The organism is Pseudomonas sp. 2957 (assembly GCF_031456345.1).
Classification (GTDB): domain Bacteria; phylum Pseudomonadota; class Gammaproteobacteria; order Pseudomonadales; family Pseudomonadaceae; genus Aquipseudomonas; species Aquipseudomonas siliginis.
In genome coordinates this window covers 342,220-362,253 of sequence record NZ_JAVDUL010000005.1, presented here as the reverse complement: position 1 = coordinate 362,253, position 20,034 = coordinate 342,220, and the positions used below count along the sequence as shown (strand labels likewise).

Genomic DNA, 20,034 nt, shown 5'->3' with positions numbered 1-20,034 from the left:
CGTTTCGACTTCTCCAGACTGATGAAAAAGGCGTCCCTTGCGGGCGCCTTTTTTGTGTCTGCGATTTGGCTGTCCGCCGCCCAGGCGTTCTGCCCGACACCCGCAGGGCTGACCAGCGTCAGCGTGCAGCGGGTGGTCGATGGCGACACCCTGCGCCTGAGCGACGGGCGCAATGTGCGCATGATCGGCCTCAATACGCCGGAGCTGGGCAAGCAGGGCCGCAGCGACGAACCGTTCGCCGTGGCGGCGCGTAAACGCCTGCAAGCGCTGGTGGATGAGAGCGGCGGCCGGGTCGGCTTGCGGCCCGGCAAGCAGGCGAAAGACCATTACGGCCGTACGCTCGCGCATGTTTACAGCGCCAGCGGAGTGAATCTCGAAGCGCAAATGCTTGCCGATGGCCTGGGTTTTCACGTTGCGGTCGCGCCGAATGTCGACCTGGTCGCCTGCCAGCACGCCGCCGAACGCAGCGCTCGACAGGCCGGGGTTGGTCTCTGGCGGCAATCGCCGGTGCGGAAAGCGCAGGAGATCCAGCGTTCAGGCTTTGCCGTAGTCAGCGGTCGGGTGAGCAAGGTGCAGCGCAATCGCGGCGGAATCTGGATCGAGTTGCAGGACAGGGTTGTATTGCGGGTTGCACCCAATCTGCTCGGACGATTTGACAGTGCTGATCTGGAAGCGCTGAAAGGCAGGCAGATCGAGGCGCGTGGTTGGGTGGTTGACCGATCCCGGCGCGGTGGATTGCAAAAAGGTCAGGCGCGCTGGTTGTTGCCGTTGACCGATCCTTCGATGCTGCACGTACCGCGTTGAAGAAAAATTGTAGACATTTTTACAGCTGATTGTGAACAGTCCAGCCCTTGTGCGCCGTGGCTCTTGGCCCAAAGTCGTAGGGCAGGGCGCTTGACAGCGGTGACTGCCCAGTCTTGTGGGGACTTTGCGAGGCGCGTATCCTCGCTGACCAGTCTGTCCAACAGTAAAAAAGCGGAATGCCAAAATGTCTGATCTGAAAACTGCCGCTCTCGAATACCACGCCAATCCTCGTCCGGGGAAGCTGAGTGTCGAGCTCACCAAGGCCACTGCTACCGCCCGCGACCTGTCGCTGGCCTACAGCCCCGGCGTAGCTGAACCAGTACGCGAGATCGCTCGCGATCCTGAACTGGCCTACAAATACACCGGCAAGGGCAACCTGGTGGCAGTCATTTCCGATGGCACCGCGATTCTCGGCCTGGGCAACCTCGGCCCACTGGCTTCCAAGCCTGTAATGGAAGGCAAGGGCGTACTGTTCAAGCGCTTCGCCGGCATCGACGTATTCGACATCGAAGTCGACTCGGAAAGCCCGCAAGCCTTCATCGACACCGTCAAGCGCATCTCCATCACCTTCGGTGGCATCAACCTGGAAGACATCAAGGCGCCAGAGTGCTTTGAGATCGAGCGCGCTCTGATCGAGCAGTGCGACATTCCGGTGTTCCATGATGACCAGCACGGCACCGCGATCGTGACCGCTGCGGGCATGATCAACGCCCTGGAAATCGCTGGCAAAACCCTGCCGGAAGCGAAAATCGTCTGCCTGGGCGCCGGCGCTGCCGCCATTTCCTGCATGAAATTGCTGGTGAGCATGGGCGCTCGCATCGAAAACATCTTCATGGTTGACCGTACCGGCGTGATCCACTCCGGCCGTGACGACCTGAACCAGTACAAAGCCGTATTCGCCCACGCTACCGAAAAGCGCACCCTGGCAGACGCACTGGCAGGCGCTGACGTATTCGTCGGTCTGTCCGGTCCGAACCTGCTGAGCGCCGAAGGCCTGCTGTCGATGGCGGCCAACCCGATCGTCTTCGCCTGCTCCAACCCGGATCCGGAAATCTCCCCGGAACTGGCGCACGCCACCCGTAGCGACGTGATCATGGCTACCGGCCGTTCGGACTACCCGAACCAGGTCAACAACGTACTCGGCTTCCCGTTCATCTTCCGTGGTGCCCTGGACGTTCGCGCCAAGCGCATCAACGAAGAAATGAAAGTCGCTGCTGCCAACGCCCTGCGCGAACTGGCCAAACTGCCTGTTCCACAGGACGTGTGCGATGCCTACGGTGGCGCTCCGCTGGAATTCGGCCGTGAGTACATCATTCCGAAGCCAATGGACAAGCGCCTGATCACCCTGATCTCCGACGCCGTGGCCAAGGCTGCGATCGAGACCGGCGTTGCTACTCTGCCGTATCCGAAGAACTACCCGCTGAAAAGCGTGGATGACGTGTTCAACGGCTAAGTCGTTGTAGCGTGTCAAACAAAAGCCCCGGCTCGTGAGAGTCGGGGCTTTTTTATGCCTGAAGATCAAGAGCCCCTCACCCTAACCCTCTCCCAGAGGGAGAGGGGACTGATTGGGGGACGCTTGGGAGCTACGCCGACCTGAATGTATGGTTTTGAATCCATAATCGACACCACACTTTCAGGTCGGTGTTTGACCCCAGACAACTCGGTAAGTCCCCTCTCCCTCTGGGAGAGGGTTAGGGTGAGGGGCTTTTGATCTTCGGGTAATAAAAAGCCCCGCACTTCTCACGAAGGCGGGGCCTTTTTGCGGCATCAGGATCAGAACAAATCGATCGGCGCCTGTTCATCCGCCGGCAGCGGGCTGCCCGGTACGGCGCCGTTGCCCAGCTCGTTCACCGATGGCGGCGTGTCTTCGGCCTTGAACAGTTCGAAGTACGCACCCGGTGTGCTCGGTGTTGCTGCACGGCCGCTGACCGGGTCTACCCGCAGGCTGAGCAAGCCTTCTGGCTCAGGCTGTACATGCGGCGGCTTGTCTTTCAGCGCGGCCGACATGTAATTCATCCAGATCGGCAGCGCCACAGTACCGCCGAACTCACGGCGACCGAGGCTTTCCGGTTGGTCGAAACCGGTCCACACCGTGGTTACGTAATCAGCGTTGTAGCCAGAGAACCAGGCATCTTTCGATTCGTTGGTGGTGCCGGTCTTGCCCGCGATGTCACTGCGGCCCATGGCCAGTGCGCGCCGGCCGGTGCCGAGTTTGATTACGTCCTGCAGCATGCTGTTGAGGATGTAGGTGGTACGTCCATCGACAATCCGTTCGGCCACGGCCGGCGCTTGCGGCACTGCCGGATTGGCCGACGCTTCACCGGCAACCGGAGCGGCATTGACCGTGAACGACTCGGTAGCCGGCGCAGCGATACCGTCGGTCGCCGCGCCACCCTGTGGCACGGTCGGCGGGTTGGCGACGAACAGCGTGTCGCCGTTACGGCTTTCGATCTTGTCGATGATATACGGGGTGATCTTGTAGCCGCCGTTGGCAAAGGTGCTCCAGCCAGTGGCGATTTCCATTGGTGTCAGCGTTGCGGTGCCGAGTGCCAGCGACAGGTTCGGCGGCAGATCCTGCTTGTTGAAGCCGAAGCGAGTGATGTAATCGATGGTCTTGCCCACGCCCATGGCCTGCAACAGGCGGATCGACACCAGGTTGCGCGACTTGTACAGCGCTTCACGCAGGCGGATCGGGCCGAGGAAGGTGTTGGTGTCGTTCTTCGGCCGCCAGACCTTGTCCAGGTACTCGTCGACGAACACGATCGGCGCATCGTTGACCAGGCTGGCAGCGGTGTAGCCGTTATCCAGCGCGGCGCTGTAAACGAATGGCTTGAAGCTCGAACCCGGCTGACGCTTGGCCTGCATGGCCCGGTTGTAGTTGCTCTGCTCGAAAGCGAAGCCACCCACCAGCGAACGGATCGCACCATTCTGCGGATCCAGCGACACCAGTGCGCCCTGAGCCTGGGGAATCTGGCTGAATTTCAGCGAATTGTCGGTCTGGCGCTGTACGCGGATCAGATCACCGACCTGCGCGACATCCGACGGCTGGCGCGGATTGGCGCCCATGCTGTTGGTATTGAGGAACGGTCGCGCCCATTTCATCGTGTCCCAGGCAACGTGCTCTTCACCGGTGCGGGTCAACACTTGCAGGCCGGTTTTATCGACTTGGGTAACGATCGCAGGTTCGAGACTGCTGATGGTGCGCTGCTTGGTCAGTTCGCTGGCCCAGGCTTCGCGGGTCTTGCCCGGCAGGCGCGACTCGGGGCCACGGTAGCCATGACGCTGGTCGTAGGTCATCAAACCTTCGTGCAGCGCGGTGTTGGCCATTTCCTGCAGGTTGCTCGGCACCGTGGTGGTGACGCGGAAGCCTTCGGTGTAGGCCTCGCTGCCATAACGACCGACCATTTCGGCACGGGCCATTTCGGCGATGTACGGTGCGTTCACTTCCGGGGTCGGCACGTGGTAGCTGGCGTTCAGCGGCTCGTTGATCGCCGCGGTGTAGTCGGCTTCGCTGATCTTGCCCAGCTTGTACATGCGCCCGAGGATCCAGTCGCGGCGTTCTTTGCTGCGCGCCGGGTTGGCCAGCGGGTTGAAGCGAGACGGAGCTTTTGGCAGACCGGCGATCATCGCCATCTGCGCCAGGCTGATGTCACGGATCGATTTGCCGTAATACACCTGCGCCGCCGCCTCGATGCCGTAGGCGCGGTTGCCCAGGTAGATCTTGTTGACGTACAGCTCAAGAATCTCGTCCTTGGTCAGCTGTCGCTCGATCTGCAAGGCGAGGAGAATTTCTGTGGTTTTACGCGAGAAGCTGCGCTCGCTGGTGAGGAAGAAGTTCTTCGCCACCTGCATGGTGATGGTGCTGCCGCCGGACTGAATATGTCCGCTCTTGACCAGTTGCGTCGCCGCGCGCATCAGGCTGCTCGGGTCGACGCCATAGTGGTTGGCAAAATTGTCGTCTTCAGCACTTAGTAACGCATTGATGAAGTTGGGCGGAATGTCGGCGAAACGAATCGGTGTACGGCGCATTTCGCCAAATTCTGCGATCAACTTGTTGTCGCTGCTGTAGACGCGCAGAGGAATCTGCAACTGAATGCTTCTCAGCGCCTCCACAGACGGCAAACCCGGACTAAGGTAAAGAAAGGCGCCGCTGAGACCTAAGAGCAGTCCGCAGAAAACGGCGACGATGGACCAACCGAAAAATTTCAGCAGACGAATCAAGGCTTTTGGACATCCAGGGCAAAGAATGAATTTGGCACGGGGCTGCGGTTACACACAGAGCCATCCGCGCTGGCAGTAAAAAGCGGAAAAAATCGCTGGGCATTATAAGCACTTTTCCGTCGGGGGCGTCATTGGCGCTTCTGTCAAGACGGGGGTGAAGGAACGCAATGCGTATTACAGAGTCCGTAACTCACGGAAAGTCATAGGGAATTGGTAGTGCTGGGACTCTTCAATAAAAAGACCAATGCGTTACTGGGGATCGACATCAGCTCCACGTCGGTGAAGCTGCTGGAACTGAGCCGTCAGGGCGAGCGCTACCGGGTCGAGGCCTATGCGGTGGAGCCGTTGCCGGCGAACGCCGTGGTCGAAAAGAACATCGCCGACCTCGAAGGCGTCGGCCAGGCGCTGAGCCGGTTGCTGGTGAAAGCGCGAACCGGGGTCAAGAGCGTGGCGGTGGCAGTGGCCGGTTCTGCGGTGATCACCAAGGTCATCGAGATGGACGCCGGGCTGTCCGACGACGAACTGGAAAACCAGCTCAAGATCGAGGCCGACCAATACATTCCCTATCCGCTGGACGAAGTCGCCATCGATTTTGAAGTCCAGGGCGTCTCGCCGCGCAACCCGGAACGGGTCAACGTGCTGCTTGCCGCCTGTCGCAAGGAAAACGTCGAGGTGCGTGAAGCGGCGCTGGCGCTCGCCGGCCTGACCGCGCGGGTGGTGGACGTCGAGGCCTACGCCCTCGAGCGCTCGTTCGGTCTGCTGGCGACGCATCTGGCGGCCTCCCAGGAGCGCCTGACCGTGGCGGTGGTCGACATCGGTGCGACGATGACCACCCTCAGCGTGCTGCACAACGGCAAGATCATCTACACCCGTGAGCAATTATTCGGCGGACGCCAGCTTACCGAGGAGATCCAGCGCCGCTACGGCCTCACGGTCGAACAGGCGGGCCTGGCGAAAAAACAGGGCGGGCTGCCTGACGATTACGTCAGCGAGGTCTTGCAGCCATTTCGCGAGGCGCTGGTGCAGCAAGTCTCGCGTTCGCTGCAGTTCTTCTTCGCCTCCGGGCAGTACAACGCGGTCGACCATATCCTGTTGGCCGGCGGCACCGCCTCGGTGCCCGGCCTGGACCGTCTGATCGAACAGCGGCTGGACACGCCGACGCAGGTCGCCAACCCATTCGCCGACATGGCCTTGGGCAGCAAGGTCAACGCAGGAGCGCTGGCCAGCGACGCGCCAGCCTTGATGATTGCCTGCGGGCTCGCGCTCAGGAGTTTCGACTGATGGCGCGGATCAACCTTCTCCCCTGGCGCGAGGAACGCCGCGAAGAACGGCGCAAACGCTTTCTGCTGGTACTTATCGGCGTGCTGGCCGGCTCGATCGGCGCGGTGCTGATTGCCGACCAGATCATCACCGCAGCGATCGAGCGGCAGATGGCGCGCAACGATTACATCGGCAAACAGATTGCCGTGGTCGACGAACGCATCAAACAGATCAGCGAACTCAAGGCGCGCCGCCAGCAACTGGTCGAGCGCATGCGCATCATCCAGGACCTGCAGGGCAATCGGCAGATCAGCGGGCGGGTCTTCGACCAACTGGCGCGTACCCTGCCGGACGGCGTGTATTTCACCGATGTGAAAATGGCCGGCAAGACCCTGTCCATCAGTGGCGCGGCGGAGTCGAACAACCGGGTCTCCGAGCTGATGCGCAATCTCGACGCGTCCGACTGGTTCGACGCGCCAAGCCTGAATGAGGTCAAGGCCACCAGCGCCGATCAGGTCGAACAGGCCAACGTCTTCCAGCTGACCGTTCGTCAGACCCAGCCCAAGGTTGTGGAGGACGAGCAATGAACGCCTCCGAATGGCTGCAAAGCCTGCGCAATATCGATTTCAACGACCTCGACACCAGCAACATCGGCTCCTGGCCCCCGGCGGTAAAAACCCTGTGCGGTGCGCTGGTGATGGTGTTGATCCTCGCGCTTGGCTATTACTTCTTTATCAGCGATATGGAAAATCAGCTCGACCTCAAGCGCGAAGAGGAAACCACCCTCAAGGAACAATTCGCCAGCAAGGCGCGGCTGTCGGCGAACCTTGAGCTGTATACCCAGCAAATGAAGGAAATGGAAAACACCTTCGGCGTGCTGCTGCGGCAATTGCCCAGCGACACCGAAGTGCCGGGCCTGCTCGAAGACATCACTCGCACCGGTCTGGGCAGCGGCCTGGAATTCGAAGAGATCAAGCTGCTGCCGGAAGTGACCCAGCCGTTCTACATCGAGCTGCCGATCCAGATCACCGTGACAGGCGCCTATCACGACCTCGCGACCTTCGTCAGCGGCGTCGCCGGGCTGCCACGAATTGTCACTCTGCACGATTTCGAACTGGCGCCAGCCAATCCCGAGGGCGGGACGAAGCTGCGCATGAGCATTCTTGCCAAGACGTACCGCTATAACGACAAGGGGCTGGAGAAATGACCCCGATTCGTTATCTCGTCCTGCCCATGATGCTGGCGTTAAGCGGCTGCGGTGGCGGCGATGACTTCAGCGACCTCGACGCGTACCTCAACGAAGTGCGCCTGCGTCCGGCGGGCAGGATTGAACCAACGCCGACATTCCGGTCTTACCCCACATTCACTTACAGCGCCGCCAACCTGCGCAGCCCGTTTTCGCGGCAGGCGCGGGTCGATCTGGCCGGGCAGAAACACGGCTCGCGCAACGTCAAACCCGACCCTAACCGGGTCAAGCAATATCTTGAAGGATTCAATATCGAGCAGTTCGAAATGGTCGGCACGATCGCCAATGCCTCGGGCTCGTTTGCGCTGTTGCGCGGCGCAGGCGGGGTGCATCGCCTGAAGGTCGGCGACTACCTGGGCCGCAACGACGGCCGCATCGTCGCCATCAGCCCTACCCAGGTCGATGTCGTGGAAATCGTGCCCGACGGCGCCGGCGCCTGGCTGGAGCGGCCGCGCACCATTCCTTTGAAAGAGCACTCATAGTGGAAGTCGAATAATGAACAGGATTTTCTCCACCCTCGGTTTTTCGCTATGGATAGCGCTGGTGTCACCGATGGTAATGGCGGCCAGTCTGAAAGCGCTGGATGTCGCCGCGCTGCCGGGTGACCGCGTCGAACTGAAGCTGTCGTTCGACGGCCCGCCACCGCAGCCCAAGGGCTACACAACCGAGTCACCGGCACGCATTGCACTGGATCTGCCGGGCGTGACCAGCCAGCTGACCAACAAGAATCTTGATCTGGGCAGCGGCAACGCGCGCACGGCCACGGTGGCCGAAGCCAAGGATCGCACGCGGCTGATTGTCAGCCTGACGCAGTTGGCGCCTTACAGCACGCGGGTCGAGGGCAATAATCTGTTTGTGGTGGTCGGTCAGGGCGCTTCCGCGACTGCGCCGCGCCCGGCCGTCGCTGCACCGCGTGCCGCCACGGCCGCCGCAGCACCGGCCAGACCGGCCGCGCAACGCAGCAGGGCGATTCGCGGCGTCGATTTCCAGCGCGGCACCGAGGGCGAGGGCAATGTGGTCATCGATCTCTCTGATCCGACCATCGCCCCGGATATCCAGGAGCACGACGGCAAGATCATCCTCAGCTTCGCCCGTACGCAACTGCCGGAAAAACTGCGCGTGCGCCTCGACGTCAAGGACTTCGCCACCCCGGTGCAATTCGTCAACGCAGCGCTCACCGGCGATCGTACGGTGATCAGTGTCGAGCCCAGCGGCACCTTCGACTACTCCACGTTTCAGACCGACAACAAGCTCACCGTGAGCGTTCGGCCGATGAGCATCGACGACCTGCAAAAGCGCAACGCCGACCGTCAGGCCTATGTCGGCGACAAGCTCTCGCTGAATTTTCAGGACATCGACGTGCGCTCGGTGCTGCAACTGATCGCGGACTTCACCAATCTCAATCTGGTGGCGAGCGATACGGTGCAGGGCGGTATCACCTTGCGCCTGCAAAACGTGCCGTGGGATCAGGCACTGGATCTGGTGCTGAAAACCAAGGGGCTGGACAAGCGCAAGATCGGCAACGTGCTGCTGGTCGCGCCGGCCGATGAAATTGCTGCCCGCGAGCGCCAGGAACTGGAATCGCAGAAGCAGATCGCCGAGCTGGCGCCCCTGCGTCGTGAGCTGCTGCAAGTCAATTACGCCAAGGCAGCGGACATTGCCAAGCTGTTCCAGTCGGTGACCAGTGCCGAGGCCAAGGTCGACGAGCGCGGTTCGATTACCGTCGATGAGCGAACCAACAACATCATTGCCTACCAGACCCAGGATCGCCTCGATGAACTGCGGCGGATCGTCGCGCAGCTGGATATTCCGGTACGCCAGGTGATGATCGAGGCGCGCATCGTTGAGGCCAACGTCGATTATGACAAGAGCCTGGGCGTGCGCTGGGGTGGTTCGGTGCAGAACAAGGGCAACTGGAACGCGTCCGGGGTCAACGGTTCGTCGAGCACTATCGGTACGCCGGGCAGCACCGGCACCAACTCGCCGTTCGTCGACATGGGCACGGTCAATAACACTTCGGGGATCGGCATTGCTTTCATCACCGACAACGTACTGCTGGATCTCGAACTGACGGCGATGGAAAAAACCGGCAACGGCGAAATCGTCTCACAGCCGAAGGTGGTCACCTCGGACAAGGAAACCGCGAAGATCCTCAAAGGCACCGAGATTCCCTATCAGGAGGCGAGCTCCAGCGGCGCGACCTCGGTGTCGTTCAAGGAGGCTTCGCTGTCACTGGAAGTCACCCCGCAGATCACCCCGGACAACCGCATCATCATGGAGGTCAAGGTCACCAAGGATGAGCCGGACTACCTGAACAAAGTGCAGGATGTGCCGCCGATCAAGAAAAACGAGGTCAACGCCAAAGTGCTGGTAAATGACGGCGAGACCATCGTAATCGGCGGTGTTTTTTCAAATACTCAGAGCAAGGTCGTAGATAAGGTGCCATTTCTTGGCGATGTGCCGTATCTTGGCCGCCTTTTCCGGCGTGATGTGGTTTCGGAGAAAAAATCCGAGCTGCTGGTATTTCTCACTCCGCGTATCATGAATAACCAGGCGATTGCTGTGAGTCGTTGATTCTGTGCGAAATTTGATACTTGTAGGACCGATGGGTGCTGGCAAAAGCACCATCGGCCGATTGCTGGCCAAAGAGCTGCGCCTGCCGTTCAAGGATTCCGACAAGGAAATTGAGCTGCGCACGGGTGCCAATATCCCATGGATCTTCGACAAGGAAGGCGAGCCCGGCTTTCGTGACCGCGAGCAGGCGATGATCGCCGAGCTGTGCGCGTTCGATGGTGTGGTGCTGGCGACCGGCGGCGGCGCGGTGATGCGTGATGCCAATCGCAAGGCCCTGCATGAAGGCGGGCGCGTGGTGTATCTGCACGCCTCCGTCGAGCAGCAGGTCGGCCGCACCTCCCGCGACCGCAATCGGCCGCTGCTGCGTACCGCCGATCCGGCGAAAACCCTGCGCGACCTGCTCGAGATCCGTGATCCGCTTTATCGGGAAATTGCCGATCTGGTGGTGGAAACCGACGAGCGGCCGCCACGCATGGTGGTGCTCGACATTCTCGACCGTCTCGCGCAGTTGCCACCCCGTTAAAGCATCGCCCGAAATGCGCTATCCTCGGCGTCCTGTCAGCGCCCGCCGAGGGTGTGGCGGATGCCGGGCGAGCGGCGTCATACCGCTACAGGCCGCAGAACACCAATAATTTCAGGGCAGGATGCCTGCTTCCATCTTCACTGTGGGGACACATGCAGACACTCAAGGTCGATCTAGGCGAGCGCAGCTACCCGATTCATATTGGCGAAGGTCTGTTGGATCAGCCCCAACTCCTGTCGCCGCATATCCACGGGCGGCAGGTGGCAATCATCTCCAACGAAACCGTCGCGCCGCTCTATCTCGAACGTCTGACCCGCAGCCTTGCGCAGTTTTCGGTTATCTCGGTGGTGTTGCCTGACGGCGAAGCCTTCAAGAACTGGGAAACCCTGCAACTGATTTTCGACGGTCTGCTGACCGCCCGTCATGACCGCCGCACCACCGTGATCGCCCTGGGCGGCGGGGTGATCGGCGACATGGCCGGTTTCGCTGCCGCTTGCTATCAGCGCGGTGTCGATTTCATCCAGATTCCTACCACGCTGCTGTCGCAGGTCGATTCGTCGGTCGGCGGCAAGACCGGCATCAACCATCCGCTGGGCAAGAACATGGTCGGCGCGTTCTATCAGCCGAACGTGGTGCTGATCGATACCGCATCGCTGAAAACCCTGCCGCAGCGCGAGCTGTCGGCGGGCCTGGCGGAAGTCATCAAGTACGGCCTGATCTGCGACGAACCATTCCTGACCTGGCTCGAAGAAAACGTCGACGCCCTGCGCGCGCTGGATCAAACCGCGCTGACCTATGCGATCGAGCGTTCCTGCGCGGCCAAGGCTGCGGTGGTCGGCGCCGATGAAAAGGAGACCGGCGTCCGCGCTACGCTCAACCTCGGCCACACCTTCGGCCACGCCATCGAAACCCACATGGGCTATGGTGTCTGGCTGCATGGCGAGGCGGTGGCGGCGGGCACGGTGATGGCGCTGGAAATGTCCGCGCGCCTGGGCTGGATCAGCGAACAGGAGCGTGATCGCGGCATTCGTCTGTTCCAGCGGGCCGGTCTGCCGGTCATTCCGCCTGAAGAGATGAGCGAAGCCGATTTTCTCCAACACATGGCAATTGATAAAAAAGTGATCGACGGTCGTCTGCGCCTGGTGCTGCTGCGCCGGATGGGCGAAGCGGTAGTGACCGACGATTATCCGAAAGAGGTTCTACAGGCCACGCTGGGAGCGGATTACCGCGCCCTGGCTCAGCTTAAAGGTTAAAACGATTCCGATGACTAGTTTGCATGCCGACGAGGCGTTTCTCGGCCATTTCCAGTTAAGTCACGACCCGTTCGCGCCACGGGTGCCGGGCTTCAAATTCTTCCCGGCCCAGCGCAAACCGGTGCTGGGTCAACTGCATCACTTGGCGCGTTACAGCCAGTTGCTGCTGGTGGTCACCGGCCCGCAAGGCAGCGGCAAGACCCTGCTGCGGCAGGCGCTCGTTGCCAGTACCAACAAGCAATCGGTGCAGAGCGTGGTGGTTTCCGCCCGTGGCGCCGGTGATGCGGCCGGCGTGCTGCGCCAGGTGGCGCAGGCGCTAGATGTCGCTCAGGCCGAAGTCGGCGCGATTCTCGAGCAGGTGGTGCAACTGGGTCTGACCGGGCAGGAAGTCTATCTGCTCGTGGACGATGCCGAGCAGCTCGACGAGTCCGCGCTGGAAGCATTGATGGCGCTCGGCGCCGGCACGCCGGAAGGTCGTCCGCATGTGTTCCTGTTCGGCGAGTCGTCGCTGATCGCTCAGCTTGAGGCGTTGCAGCTCGAAGAAGAGCGTTTCCACGTCATCGAATTGCAGCCGTACACCGAAGAAGAGACCCGCGAATATCTCGACCAGCGGCTGGAAGGCGCGGGCCGGGGTGTCGAACTTTTCACCGCAGATCAGATCTCTGATATTCACGAAAGCTCCGAGGGCTGGCCGGGCAACATCAACCAGGTCGCTCGCGATGCACTGATCGAAGTCATGATTGCCAGCCGCTCCGCGGTCAAGCGTCCAAGTATGGGGTTCAACATGCCGAAGAAACACGTATTGGCGATTTCCGCCGTCGTTGTGGTCGCGGTTGCCGCCGCCTGGCTGATGCCGGGTCGCAGCAAGGCACCGACCACCGGTGCTCCGGCCAATGAACAGGCGCAACTGCCATTGGGTCAGGGTGCAGCGAACGGCGCCAACCCGTCCGTCGAATTCGCCGGCAACACCCAGCCGATGCCGCTGCCATTGGTCGGCAACTCGCAGCCGGTCATGCGTGGCCCGCTGGCAGAAGCCGCCGGTGGCATCACCGAAGGCGACGACGGCGTGCCCCTGGAAGGCTCCAGCGATACGCCGCCGACCGTAACCACCTCCGCACCGCCTGCGGGCGTTCCGGCCGGTCCCGCGCCGACACCGGCTCCGACTCCTGCCGCCAAACCGGCGCCAACCCCGGCACCGACGCAGATCGCCACAGCCAAGCCTGCTCCGGCCACCCCGGCGCCAGCTGCGAAACCGGCTCCTGCTCCGGCCAAGCCTGCCGACAAGCCCGTTACCGTGGCCAAGGCTGCCGGTGGCAGCTGGTACGCCGGTCAGCCGACCAGCAACTATGTCGTGCAGATCCTCGGCACCAGCTCGGAGACCGCCGCGCAGAACTTCGTCAAGGAGCAGGGCGGCGAGTACCGTTATTTCAAGAAAGTCCTCAACGGCAAGCCGCTTTACGTGATCACCTACGGCAACTTTGCCAATCGTGATGCGGCCGTTTCTGCCATCAAGGCCTTGCCAGCGAAGGTTCAGGCTGGTAAACCTTGGCCTCGCACTGTCGCCAGCGTCCAACAGGAACTGGCAACAACTCGCTGAAGATTCGGCGGCCTTACCCAGGCCGCCTCTCCAAGCACCTCAAAATTTCTACGAGTGCGCGCCGCCTCTAGGGACGGTTGGCGCTTGCTGACGACCGCGACGCCGCCCCATTTTTTGCTGGGCAAGGCGCGAGGAACGCAGTTTGGTTTTTCCAAATAAGTTCCGAGCAACGCTGCCCAGCGAAAAATGGGGCGCGTCCCTTCGGGTTGCGCGCCAACGTGTGCGAGGCTGCGTTGCGGGATTTGCCAAGGGAACAACCATTGGCAGCATCCCGCGCCTTGCCTCGCACACGTTGGCGTGCAACGCGGTTCGCCAGCAAGCGCCAACCGTCCCTGCGGTCGCGTGCCTTGTGGTGTCTGCGTCACAGTAGTCTTTGAGTCGTTGCGGTCAAAATTAAAAAAGTTTTGACTAGCACAGCAGATCGCTTTAAACCTTTCACAAATGCGACATGAATTTGCGACGGTTCGTCGTCAAATTTGTGAGCCTCTGTGTCGCTGTGTACAATGACCACCCTTTTGCCCCCGCTAAGCCGGCGTACGTTCGGCGCGGAACGCAAGTGGTTGAATTGAAAAGAAATTTGCCTCGAGTAGAGGCAGCCTGGTGAGAAAGTGTCTATGAAAGCAGGTCTGTACCAACCAGATGAATTCAAGGATAACTGCGGTTTCGGCCTGATAGCTCATATGCAGGGCGAGCCCAGTCATACCCTTTTGCAAACGGCCATTGAGGCCCTGACCTGCATGACCCACCGCGGTGGGATTAATGCCGACGGCAAGACCGGTGACGGTTGCGGTCTGCTGATTCAAAAACCCGACGCCTTCCTGCGAGCCATTGCCCAGGAAAGCTTCGGCGTCGAAATGCCCAAGCAATATGCCGTGGGCATGGTGTTCTTCAATCAGGATCCGGCCAAGGCCGAAGCCGCTCGCGAGAACATGAACCGCGAGATCCTCGCCGAAGGCCTGCAACTGATCGGCTGGCGCCAAGTGCCGATCGACACCAGCGTCCTCGGCCGCCTGGCCCTTGAGCGCCTGCCGCAGATCGAGCAGGTCTACATCGGCGGCGAAGGCCTGAGCGATCAGGACATGGCGGTGAAGCTGTTCAGCGCCCGTCGCCGTTCGTCGGTGGCCAACGCCGCTGACACCGACCACTACATCTGCAGCTTTTCGCACAAGACCATCATCTATAAAGGCCTGATGATGCCGGCCGACCTGGCCGCGTTCTATCCGGACCTGAGTGACGAGCGCCTGCAAACCGCGATCTGCGTGTTCCACCAGCGCTTCTCCACCAACACCCTGCCGAAATGGCCGCTGGCGCAGCCGTTCCGCTTCCTCGCCCACAACGGCGAAATCAACACCATCACCGGTAACCGCAACTGGGCGCAGGCCCGTCGGACCAAGTTCACCAATGATCTGATGGATCTGGAAGAGCTCGGCCCGCTGGTCAACCGTGTCGGTTCCGACTCCTCGAGCATGGACAACATGCTCGAACTGATGGTCACCGGTGGCATCGACCTGTTCCGTGGCGTGCGGATGATCATTCCGCCTGCGTGGCAAAACGTCGAAACCATGGACCCGGATCTGCGTGCGTTCTACGAGTACAACTCGATGCACATGGAACCGTGGGACGGCCCGGCCGGCGTAGTAATGACCGACGGTCGCTACGCGGTGTGCCTGCTCGACCGTAACGGTCTGCGTCCGGCGCGCTGGGTGACCACCAAGAATGGTTTCATCACCCTCGCCTCGGAAATCGGCGTGTGGAACTACCAGCCTGAAGACGTGCTCGCCAAGGGTCGCGTCGGCCCGGGCCAGATTTTCGCCGTGGATACCGAAACCGGGCAGATCCTCGACACCGATGCGATCGACAACCGTCTTAAATCCCGTCATCCGTACAAGCAATGGCTGCGCAAGAATGCCCTGCGCATTCAGGCGACCATGGAAGACAACGACCACGGTTCGGCTTTCTACGACGTCGACCAGCTCAAGCAGTACATGAAGATGTATCAGGTCACGTTCGAAGAGCGTGATCAGGTGCTGCGCCCGCTTGGCGAGCAAGGTTACGAAGCCGTGGGCTCGATGGGCGACGACACGCCGATGGCTGTGCTGTCCCAGCGTGTGCGCACGCCGTACGACTATTTCCGCCAGCAGTTCGCGCAGGTCACCAACCCGCCGATCGACCCGCTGCGTGAAGCGATCGTGATGTCGCTGGAAATCTGCCTCGGTGCCGAGCGCAACATTTTCCAGGAGTCGCCGGAACACGCCTCGCGCGTGATCCTCAGCTCGCCAGTGATCTCTCCGGCCAAGTGGCGCTCGCTGATGAACCTCGACCGTCCGGGTTTCGAACGGGCGATCATCGACCTCAACTACGACGAAAGCCTTGGCCTCGAAGCGGCGATCCGCAACGTTGCCGATCAGGCTGAAGAAGCCGTGCGCGCCGGGCGTACCCAGATCGTCCTCAGCGACCGTCATATCGCCCCGGGCAAGCTGCCGATCCACGCTTCGCTGGCGACCGGTGCAGTGCACCACCGTCTGACCGAAAAAGGCCTGCGTTGCGATTCCAACATCCTCGTTGAAACCGCGACCGCCCGTGACCCGCATCACTTCGCCGTGCTGATCGGTTTCGGCGCCTCGGCGGTGTATCCGTTCCTGGCCTACGAAGTGCTGGGTGACCTGATCCGTACCGGTGAAGTACTGGGCGACCTCTATGAGGTGTTCAAGAACTACCGCAAGGGCATCACCAAAGGCCTGCTCAAGATCCTGTCGAAGATGGGTATCTCGACCATCGCTTCGTACCGTGGTGCGCAGCTGTTCGAGGCCATTGGTCTGTCCGAAGAAGTCTGCGAGCTGAGCTTCCGTGGTGTGCCGAGCCGGATCAAGGGTGCGCGCTTCGTTGACATCGAAGCCGAGCAGAAAGCCCTCGCCGTCGAAGCCTGGAGCCCGCGCAAGCCGATCCAGCAGGGCGGTCTGCTGAAGTTCGTCCACGGTGGCGAATATCACGCCTACAACCCGGACGTGGTCAACACCCTGCAAGCCGCAGTGCAGCAGGGTGACTACGCCAAATTCAAGGAATACACCTCACTGGTGGACAACCGTCCGGTGTCGATGATTCGCGACCTGTTCAAGGTCAAGACCCTCGACACGCCGCTGGACATCAGTGAAGTCGAGCCGCTGGAATCGGTGCTCAAGCGCTTCGACTCCGCCGGTATCTCGCTCGGCGCGCTGTCGCCGGAAGCTCACGAAGCCCTGGCCGAAGCCATGAACCGCCTCGGCGCGCGTTCCAACTCCGGCGAAGGTGGTGAAGATCCGGCGCGTTACGGCACCATCAAGAGTTCGAAAATCAAGCAGGTCGCGACTGGCCGTTTCGGTGTAACCCCGGAATACCTGGTCAATGCCGAAGTGCTGCAGATCAAGGTCGCCCAAGGCGCCAAGCCGGGCGAGGGCGGGCAACTGCCGGGCGGCAAGGTCAACGGGCTGATCGCCAAACTGCGTTACGCAGTGCCGGGCGTGACCCTGATTTCGCCACCGCCGCACCACGATATCTACTCGATCGAAGACTTGTCGCAACTGATCTTTGACCTCAAGCAGGTCAACCCGCAGGCGCTGGTTTCGGTGAAGCTGGTAGCAGAAGCGGGCGTCGGCACCATCGCCGCCGGTGTGGCCAAGGCCTATGCCGACCTGATCACCATTTCCGGCTACGACGGCGGTACCGGCGCTTCGCCGCTGACTTCGATCAAATACGCCGGCGCACCTTGGGAACTCGGCCTCGCTGAAACCCACCAGACCCTGCGCGGCAATGACCTGCGCGGCAAAGTCCGGGTGCAGACCGACGGCGGCCTGAAAACCGGCCTCGACGTGATCAAAGCGGCAATCCTCGGCGCCGAGAGCTTCGGCTTCGGTACCGCGCCGATGATCGCACTGGGCTGCAAATACCTGCGCATCTGCCACCTGAACAACTGCGCCACTGGCGTCGCGACGCAGAACGAGAAGCTGCGCAAGGATCACTACATCGGCACCGTCGACATGGTGGTGAATTTCTTCACCTACGTCGCCGAAGAAACCCGTGAGTGGCTGGCCAAGCTTGGTGTGCGCTCCCTCGAAGAACTGATCGGTCGCACTGATCTGCTGGAAATCCTCGAAGGCCAGACCGCCAAGCAACATCACCTGGACCTGACCCCGCTGTTGGGCAGCGATCACATCCCGGCGGACAAACCGCAGTTCTGCGGCGTTGAGCGCAACCCGCCGTTCGACAAAGGTCTGCTCGCGGAGAAGATGGTCGAGCTGGCCGCGTCGGCGATCAACGACCTCAGCGGTGCCGAGTTTGAGCTGGATATCTGCAACTGCGACCGTTCGATCGGCGCCCGGATCTCCGGCGAAATCGCGCGCAAGCACGGCAACCAGGGCATGGCCAAGGCGCCGATCACCTTCCGTTTCAAAGGCACGGCCGGGCAGAGCTTCGGTGTGTGGAACGCCGGCGGTCTGAACATGTACCTGGAAGGCGACGCCAACGACTACGTCGGCAAAGGCATGACCGGCGGCAAGCTGGTCATCGTGCCGCCGAAGGGCAGCGTCTATAAAACTCAGGAAAGCGCCATCATCGGCAACACCTGCCTGTACGGCGCCACTGGCGGCAAGTTGTTCGCCGCCGGCACCGCAGGCGAGCGTTTCGCCGTGCGTAACTCCGGTGCCCACACCGTCGTGGAAGGCACTGGCGATCACTGCTGCGAGTACATGACCGGTGGTTTCGTCTGCGTGCTGGGCAAGACCGGTTACAACTTCGGCTCTGGCATGACCGGTGGTTTCGCCTACGTGCTTGATCAGGACAACACCTTCGTTGACCGGGTCAATCACGAGCTGGTGGAAATCCAGCGGATCAGCGGCGAGGCGATGGAAGCCTATCGCAGCCACCTGCAGAACGTGCTGAACGAGTACGTCGCCGAAACCGACAGCGAGTGGGGTCGTGAACTCGCCGAGAACCTCGACGATTACTTGCGGCGTTTCTGGTTGGTCAAGCCCAAGGCTGCCAGCTTGAAAACCCTGCTTTCCAGCACTCGTGCCAACCCGCAGTGATATGCGCCTGAAGAGTTTGATGAGGTTTTAACAATGGCTGAACGTCTGAATAACGACTTCCAGTTCATCGATGTCGGGCGCAAGGATCCGAAGAAGAAACTGTTGCGTCAACGCAAGAAAGAGTTCGTTGAAATCTACGAACCGTTCAAACCCCAGCAGTCGGCCGATCAGGCCCACCGCTGCCTGGGTTGCGGCAACCCGTATTGCGAATGGAAGTGCCCGGTGCACAACTTCATTCCCAACTGGCTCAAATTGGTCGCCGAGGGCAACATCCTCCAGGCCGCCGAGTTGTCGCACCAGACCAATACCCTGCCGGAAGTCTGCGGCCGGGTGTGCCCGCAGGATCGTCTGTGCGAGGGTGCCTGCACCCTCAACGACGGCTTCGGCGCGGTGACCATCGGTTCGGTCGAGAAGTACATCACCGACACCGCGTTCGCCATGGGCTGGCGCCCGGACATGTCCAAGGTCAAGCCGACCGGCAAACGTGTCGCGATCATCGGCGCAGGCCCGGCGGGTCTGGGTTGCGCCGACGTGCTGGTGCGTGGCGGTGTAACTCCGGTGGTGTTCGACAAGAACCCGGAAATCGGTGGCCTGCTGACCTTCGGCATCCCCGAGTTCAAGCTGGAAAAGACCGTGCTGAGCAATCGTCGCGAAGTCTTCACCGGCATGGGCATCGAGTTCCGTCTCAACACCGAAGTCGGTAAAGACGTGACCATGGAACAACTGCTCGCCGAATACGACGCGGTGTTCATGGGCATGGGCACCTACACCTACATGAAGGGTGGTTTTGCCGGGGAGGATCTGCCGGGCGTTTATGACGCGCTGGATTTCCTCATCGCCAACGTCAACCGCAACCTGGGCTTTGAAAAGTCGCCGGAAGATTTCGTCGACATGAAAGGCAAGAAGGTTGTGGTGCTCGGCGGCGGCGACACGGCGATGGACTGCAACCGCACCTCGATCCGTCAGGGCGCCAAGTCGGTGACCTGCGCTTATCGTCGCGACGAAGCGAACATGCCCGGCTCGCGCAAAGAGGTGAAGAACGCCAAGGAAGAAGGCGTGAAATTCCTCTACAACCGCCAGCCGATCGCCATCGTCGGTGAAGACAAGGTCGAAGGCGTGAAGGTGGTCGAGACCCGTCTCGGCGAACCGGATGCCCGTGGCCGTCGCAGCCCCGAGCCGATCCCGGGTTCCGAAGAGATCATCCCGGCCGATGCCGTGGTCATCGCCTTCGGCTTCCGCCCGAGCCCGGCGCCGTGGTTCGAACAGTTCGAGATCCAGACCGACAGCCAGGGCCGCGTTGTTGCGCCTGAGCAAGGTCAGTACAAGCACCAGACCAGCAACCCGAAAATCTTCGCCGGCGGCGACATGGTGCGCGGTTCCGACCTGGTGGTGACGGCGATCTTTGAAGGGCGCAATGCGGCTGAAGGGATCCTCGATTACCTGGGTGTCTGATCACTTTCCAAAATTGGAATGGGATTAATTGTGGGAGCGAGCCT

Annotated in this window: 13 protein-coding genes; 12 read left to right on the top strand and 1 reads right to left on the bottom strand. The window is 61.2% G+C overall.

What is annotated here, in order from left to right; genetic code table 11:
• Nucleotides 1–21 precede the first annotated feature (21 nt).
• Together J2Y39_RS19815 and J2Y39_RS19810 are read left to right on the top strand one after the other, a co-directional pair.
• Nucleotides 22–804, top strand: coding sequence for a thermonuclease family protein (locus tag J2Y39_RS19815; protein ID WP_310219301.1), 783 nt, complete (start codon nucleotides 22–24; stop codon nucleotides 802–804).
• Nucleotides 805–988: 184 nt separating this feature from the next.
• Entirely contained in the window at nucleotides 989–2,257 is a 1,269-nt protein-coding gene (locus tag J2Y39_RS19810) for a malic enzyme-like NAD(P)-binding protein (protein WP_016772053.1), read from the top strand.
• Nucleotides 2,258–2,577: 320 nt separating this feature from the next.
• Here J2Y39_RS19810 and J2Y39_RS19805 read toward each other — a convergent pair whose 3' ends face one another.
• Nucleotides 2,578–5,022 carry a penicillin-binding protein 1A gene (locus J2Y39_RS19805; RefSeq protein WP_371857552.1) on the bottom strand — a complete coding sequence of 815 codons (2,445 nt, stop codon included), beginning with the start codon at nucleotides 5,020–5,022 and terminating at the stop codon, nucleotides 2,578–2,580.
• A gap of 219 nt (nucleotides 5,023–5,241) precedes the next feature.
• On the opposite strand from J2Y39_RS19805, the gene J2Y39_RS19800 reads away from it, so the two are divergent.
• The 10 genes from J2Y39_RS19800 (at nucleotide 5,242) to J2Y39_RS19755 (ending at nucleotide 19,990) form a co-directional block, all read left to right on the top strand.
• A complete protein-coding gene (locus J2Y39_RS19800; RefSeq protein WP_252883035.1) occupies nucleotides 5,242–6,306 on the top strand; it encodes a pilus assembly protein PilM in 1,065 nt (354 codons plus the stop codon).
• Complete coding sequence (locus tag J2Y39_RS19795) at nucleotides 6,306–6,872, top strand: PilN domain-containing protein (protein ID WP_056787334.1); 567 nt, start codon at nucleotides 6,306–6,308, stop codon at nucleotides 6,870–6,872. Before J2Y39_RS19800 ends, J2Y39_RS19795 begins: the two co-directional genes overlap by 1 nt.
• Complete coding sequence (gene pilO, locus J2Y39_RS19790) at nucleotides 6,869–7,492, top strand: type 4a pilus biogenesis protein PilO (RefSeq protein ID WP_041477570.1); 624 nt, start codon at nucleotides 6,869–6,871, stop codon at nucleotides 7,490–7,492. Before J2Y39_RS19795 ends, pilO begins: the two co-directional genes overlap by 4 nt.
• Nucleotides 7,489–8,013: a pilus assembly protein PilP gene (locus J2Y39_RS19785; protein ID WP_041477571.1), complete on the top strand. Its 525-nt coding sequence runs from the start codon at nucleotides 7,489–7,491 to the stop codon at nucleotides 8,011–8,013. Before pilO ends, J2Y39_RS19785 begins: the two co-directional genes overlap by 4 nt.
• A 13-nt stretch (nucleotides 8,014–8,026) precedes the next feature.
• Nucleotides 8,027–10,105, top strand: a complete 2,079-nt coding sequence (gene pilQ / locus J2Y39_RS19780) for a type IV pilus secretin PilQ (protein WP_150638039.1) — start codon at nucleotides 8,027–8,029, stop codon at nucleotides 10,103–10,105.
• Nucleotides 10,106–10,109: 4 nt separating this feature from the next.
• Nucleotides 10,110–10,628: a shikimate kinase AroK gene (gene aroK, locus J2Y39_RS19775; RefSeq protein ID WP_024011270.1), complete on the top strand. Its 519-nt coding sequence runs from the start codon at nucleotides 10,110–10,112 to the stop codon at nucleotides 10,626–10,628.
• 152 nt (nucleotides 10,629–10,780) lie between these two features.
• Nucleotides 10,781–11,881 (top strand): 3-dehydroquinate synthase, encoded by a 1,101-nt coding sequence (gene aroB / locus J2Y39_RS19770; protein ID WP_056787345.1) that lies wholly within the window; start codon nucleotides 10,781–10,783, stop codon nucleotides 11,879–11,881.
• Nucleotides 11,882–11,891: 10 nt separating this feature from the next.
• Nucleotides 11,892–13,478, top strand: coding sequence for an AAA family ATPase (locus J2Y39_RS19765; protein ID WP_056787348.1), 1,587 nt, complete (start codon nucleotides 11,892–11,894; stop codon nucleotides 13,476–13,478).
• Nucleotides 13,479–14,092: 614 nt separating this feature from the next.
• On the top strand, nucleotides 14,093–18,538 hold the full coding sequence (gene gltB, locus J2Y39_RS19760; RefSeq protein WP_056787352.1) for a glutamate synthase large subunit: 4,446 nt from the start codon (nucleotides 14,093–14,095) through the stop codon (nucleotides 18,536–18,538).
• Between the two features lie 33 nt (nucleotides 18,539–18,571).
• Nucleotides 18,572–19,990, top strand: coding sequence for an FAD-dependent oxidoreductase (locus tag J2Y39_RS19755; RefSeq protein WP_007909438.1), 1,419 nt, complete (start codon nucleotides 18,572–18,574; stop codon nucleotides 19,988–19,990).
• Nucleotides 19,991–20,034: the final 44 nt, after the last annotated feature.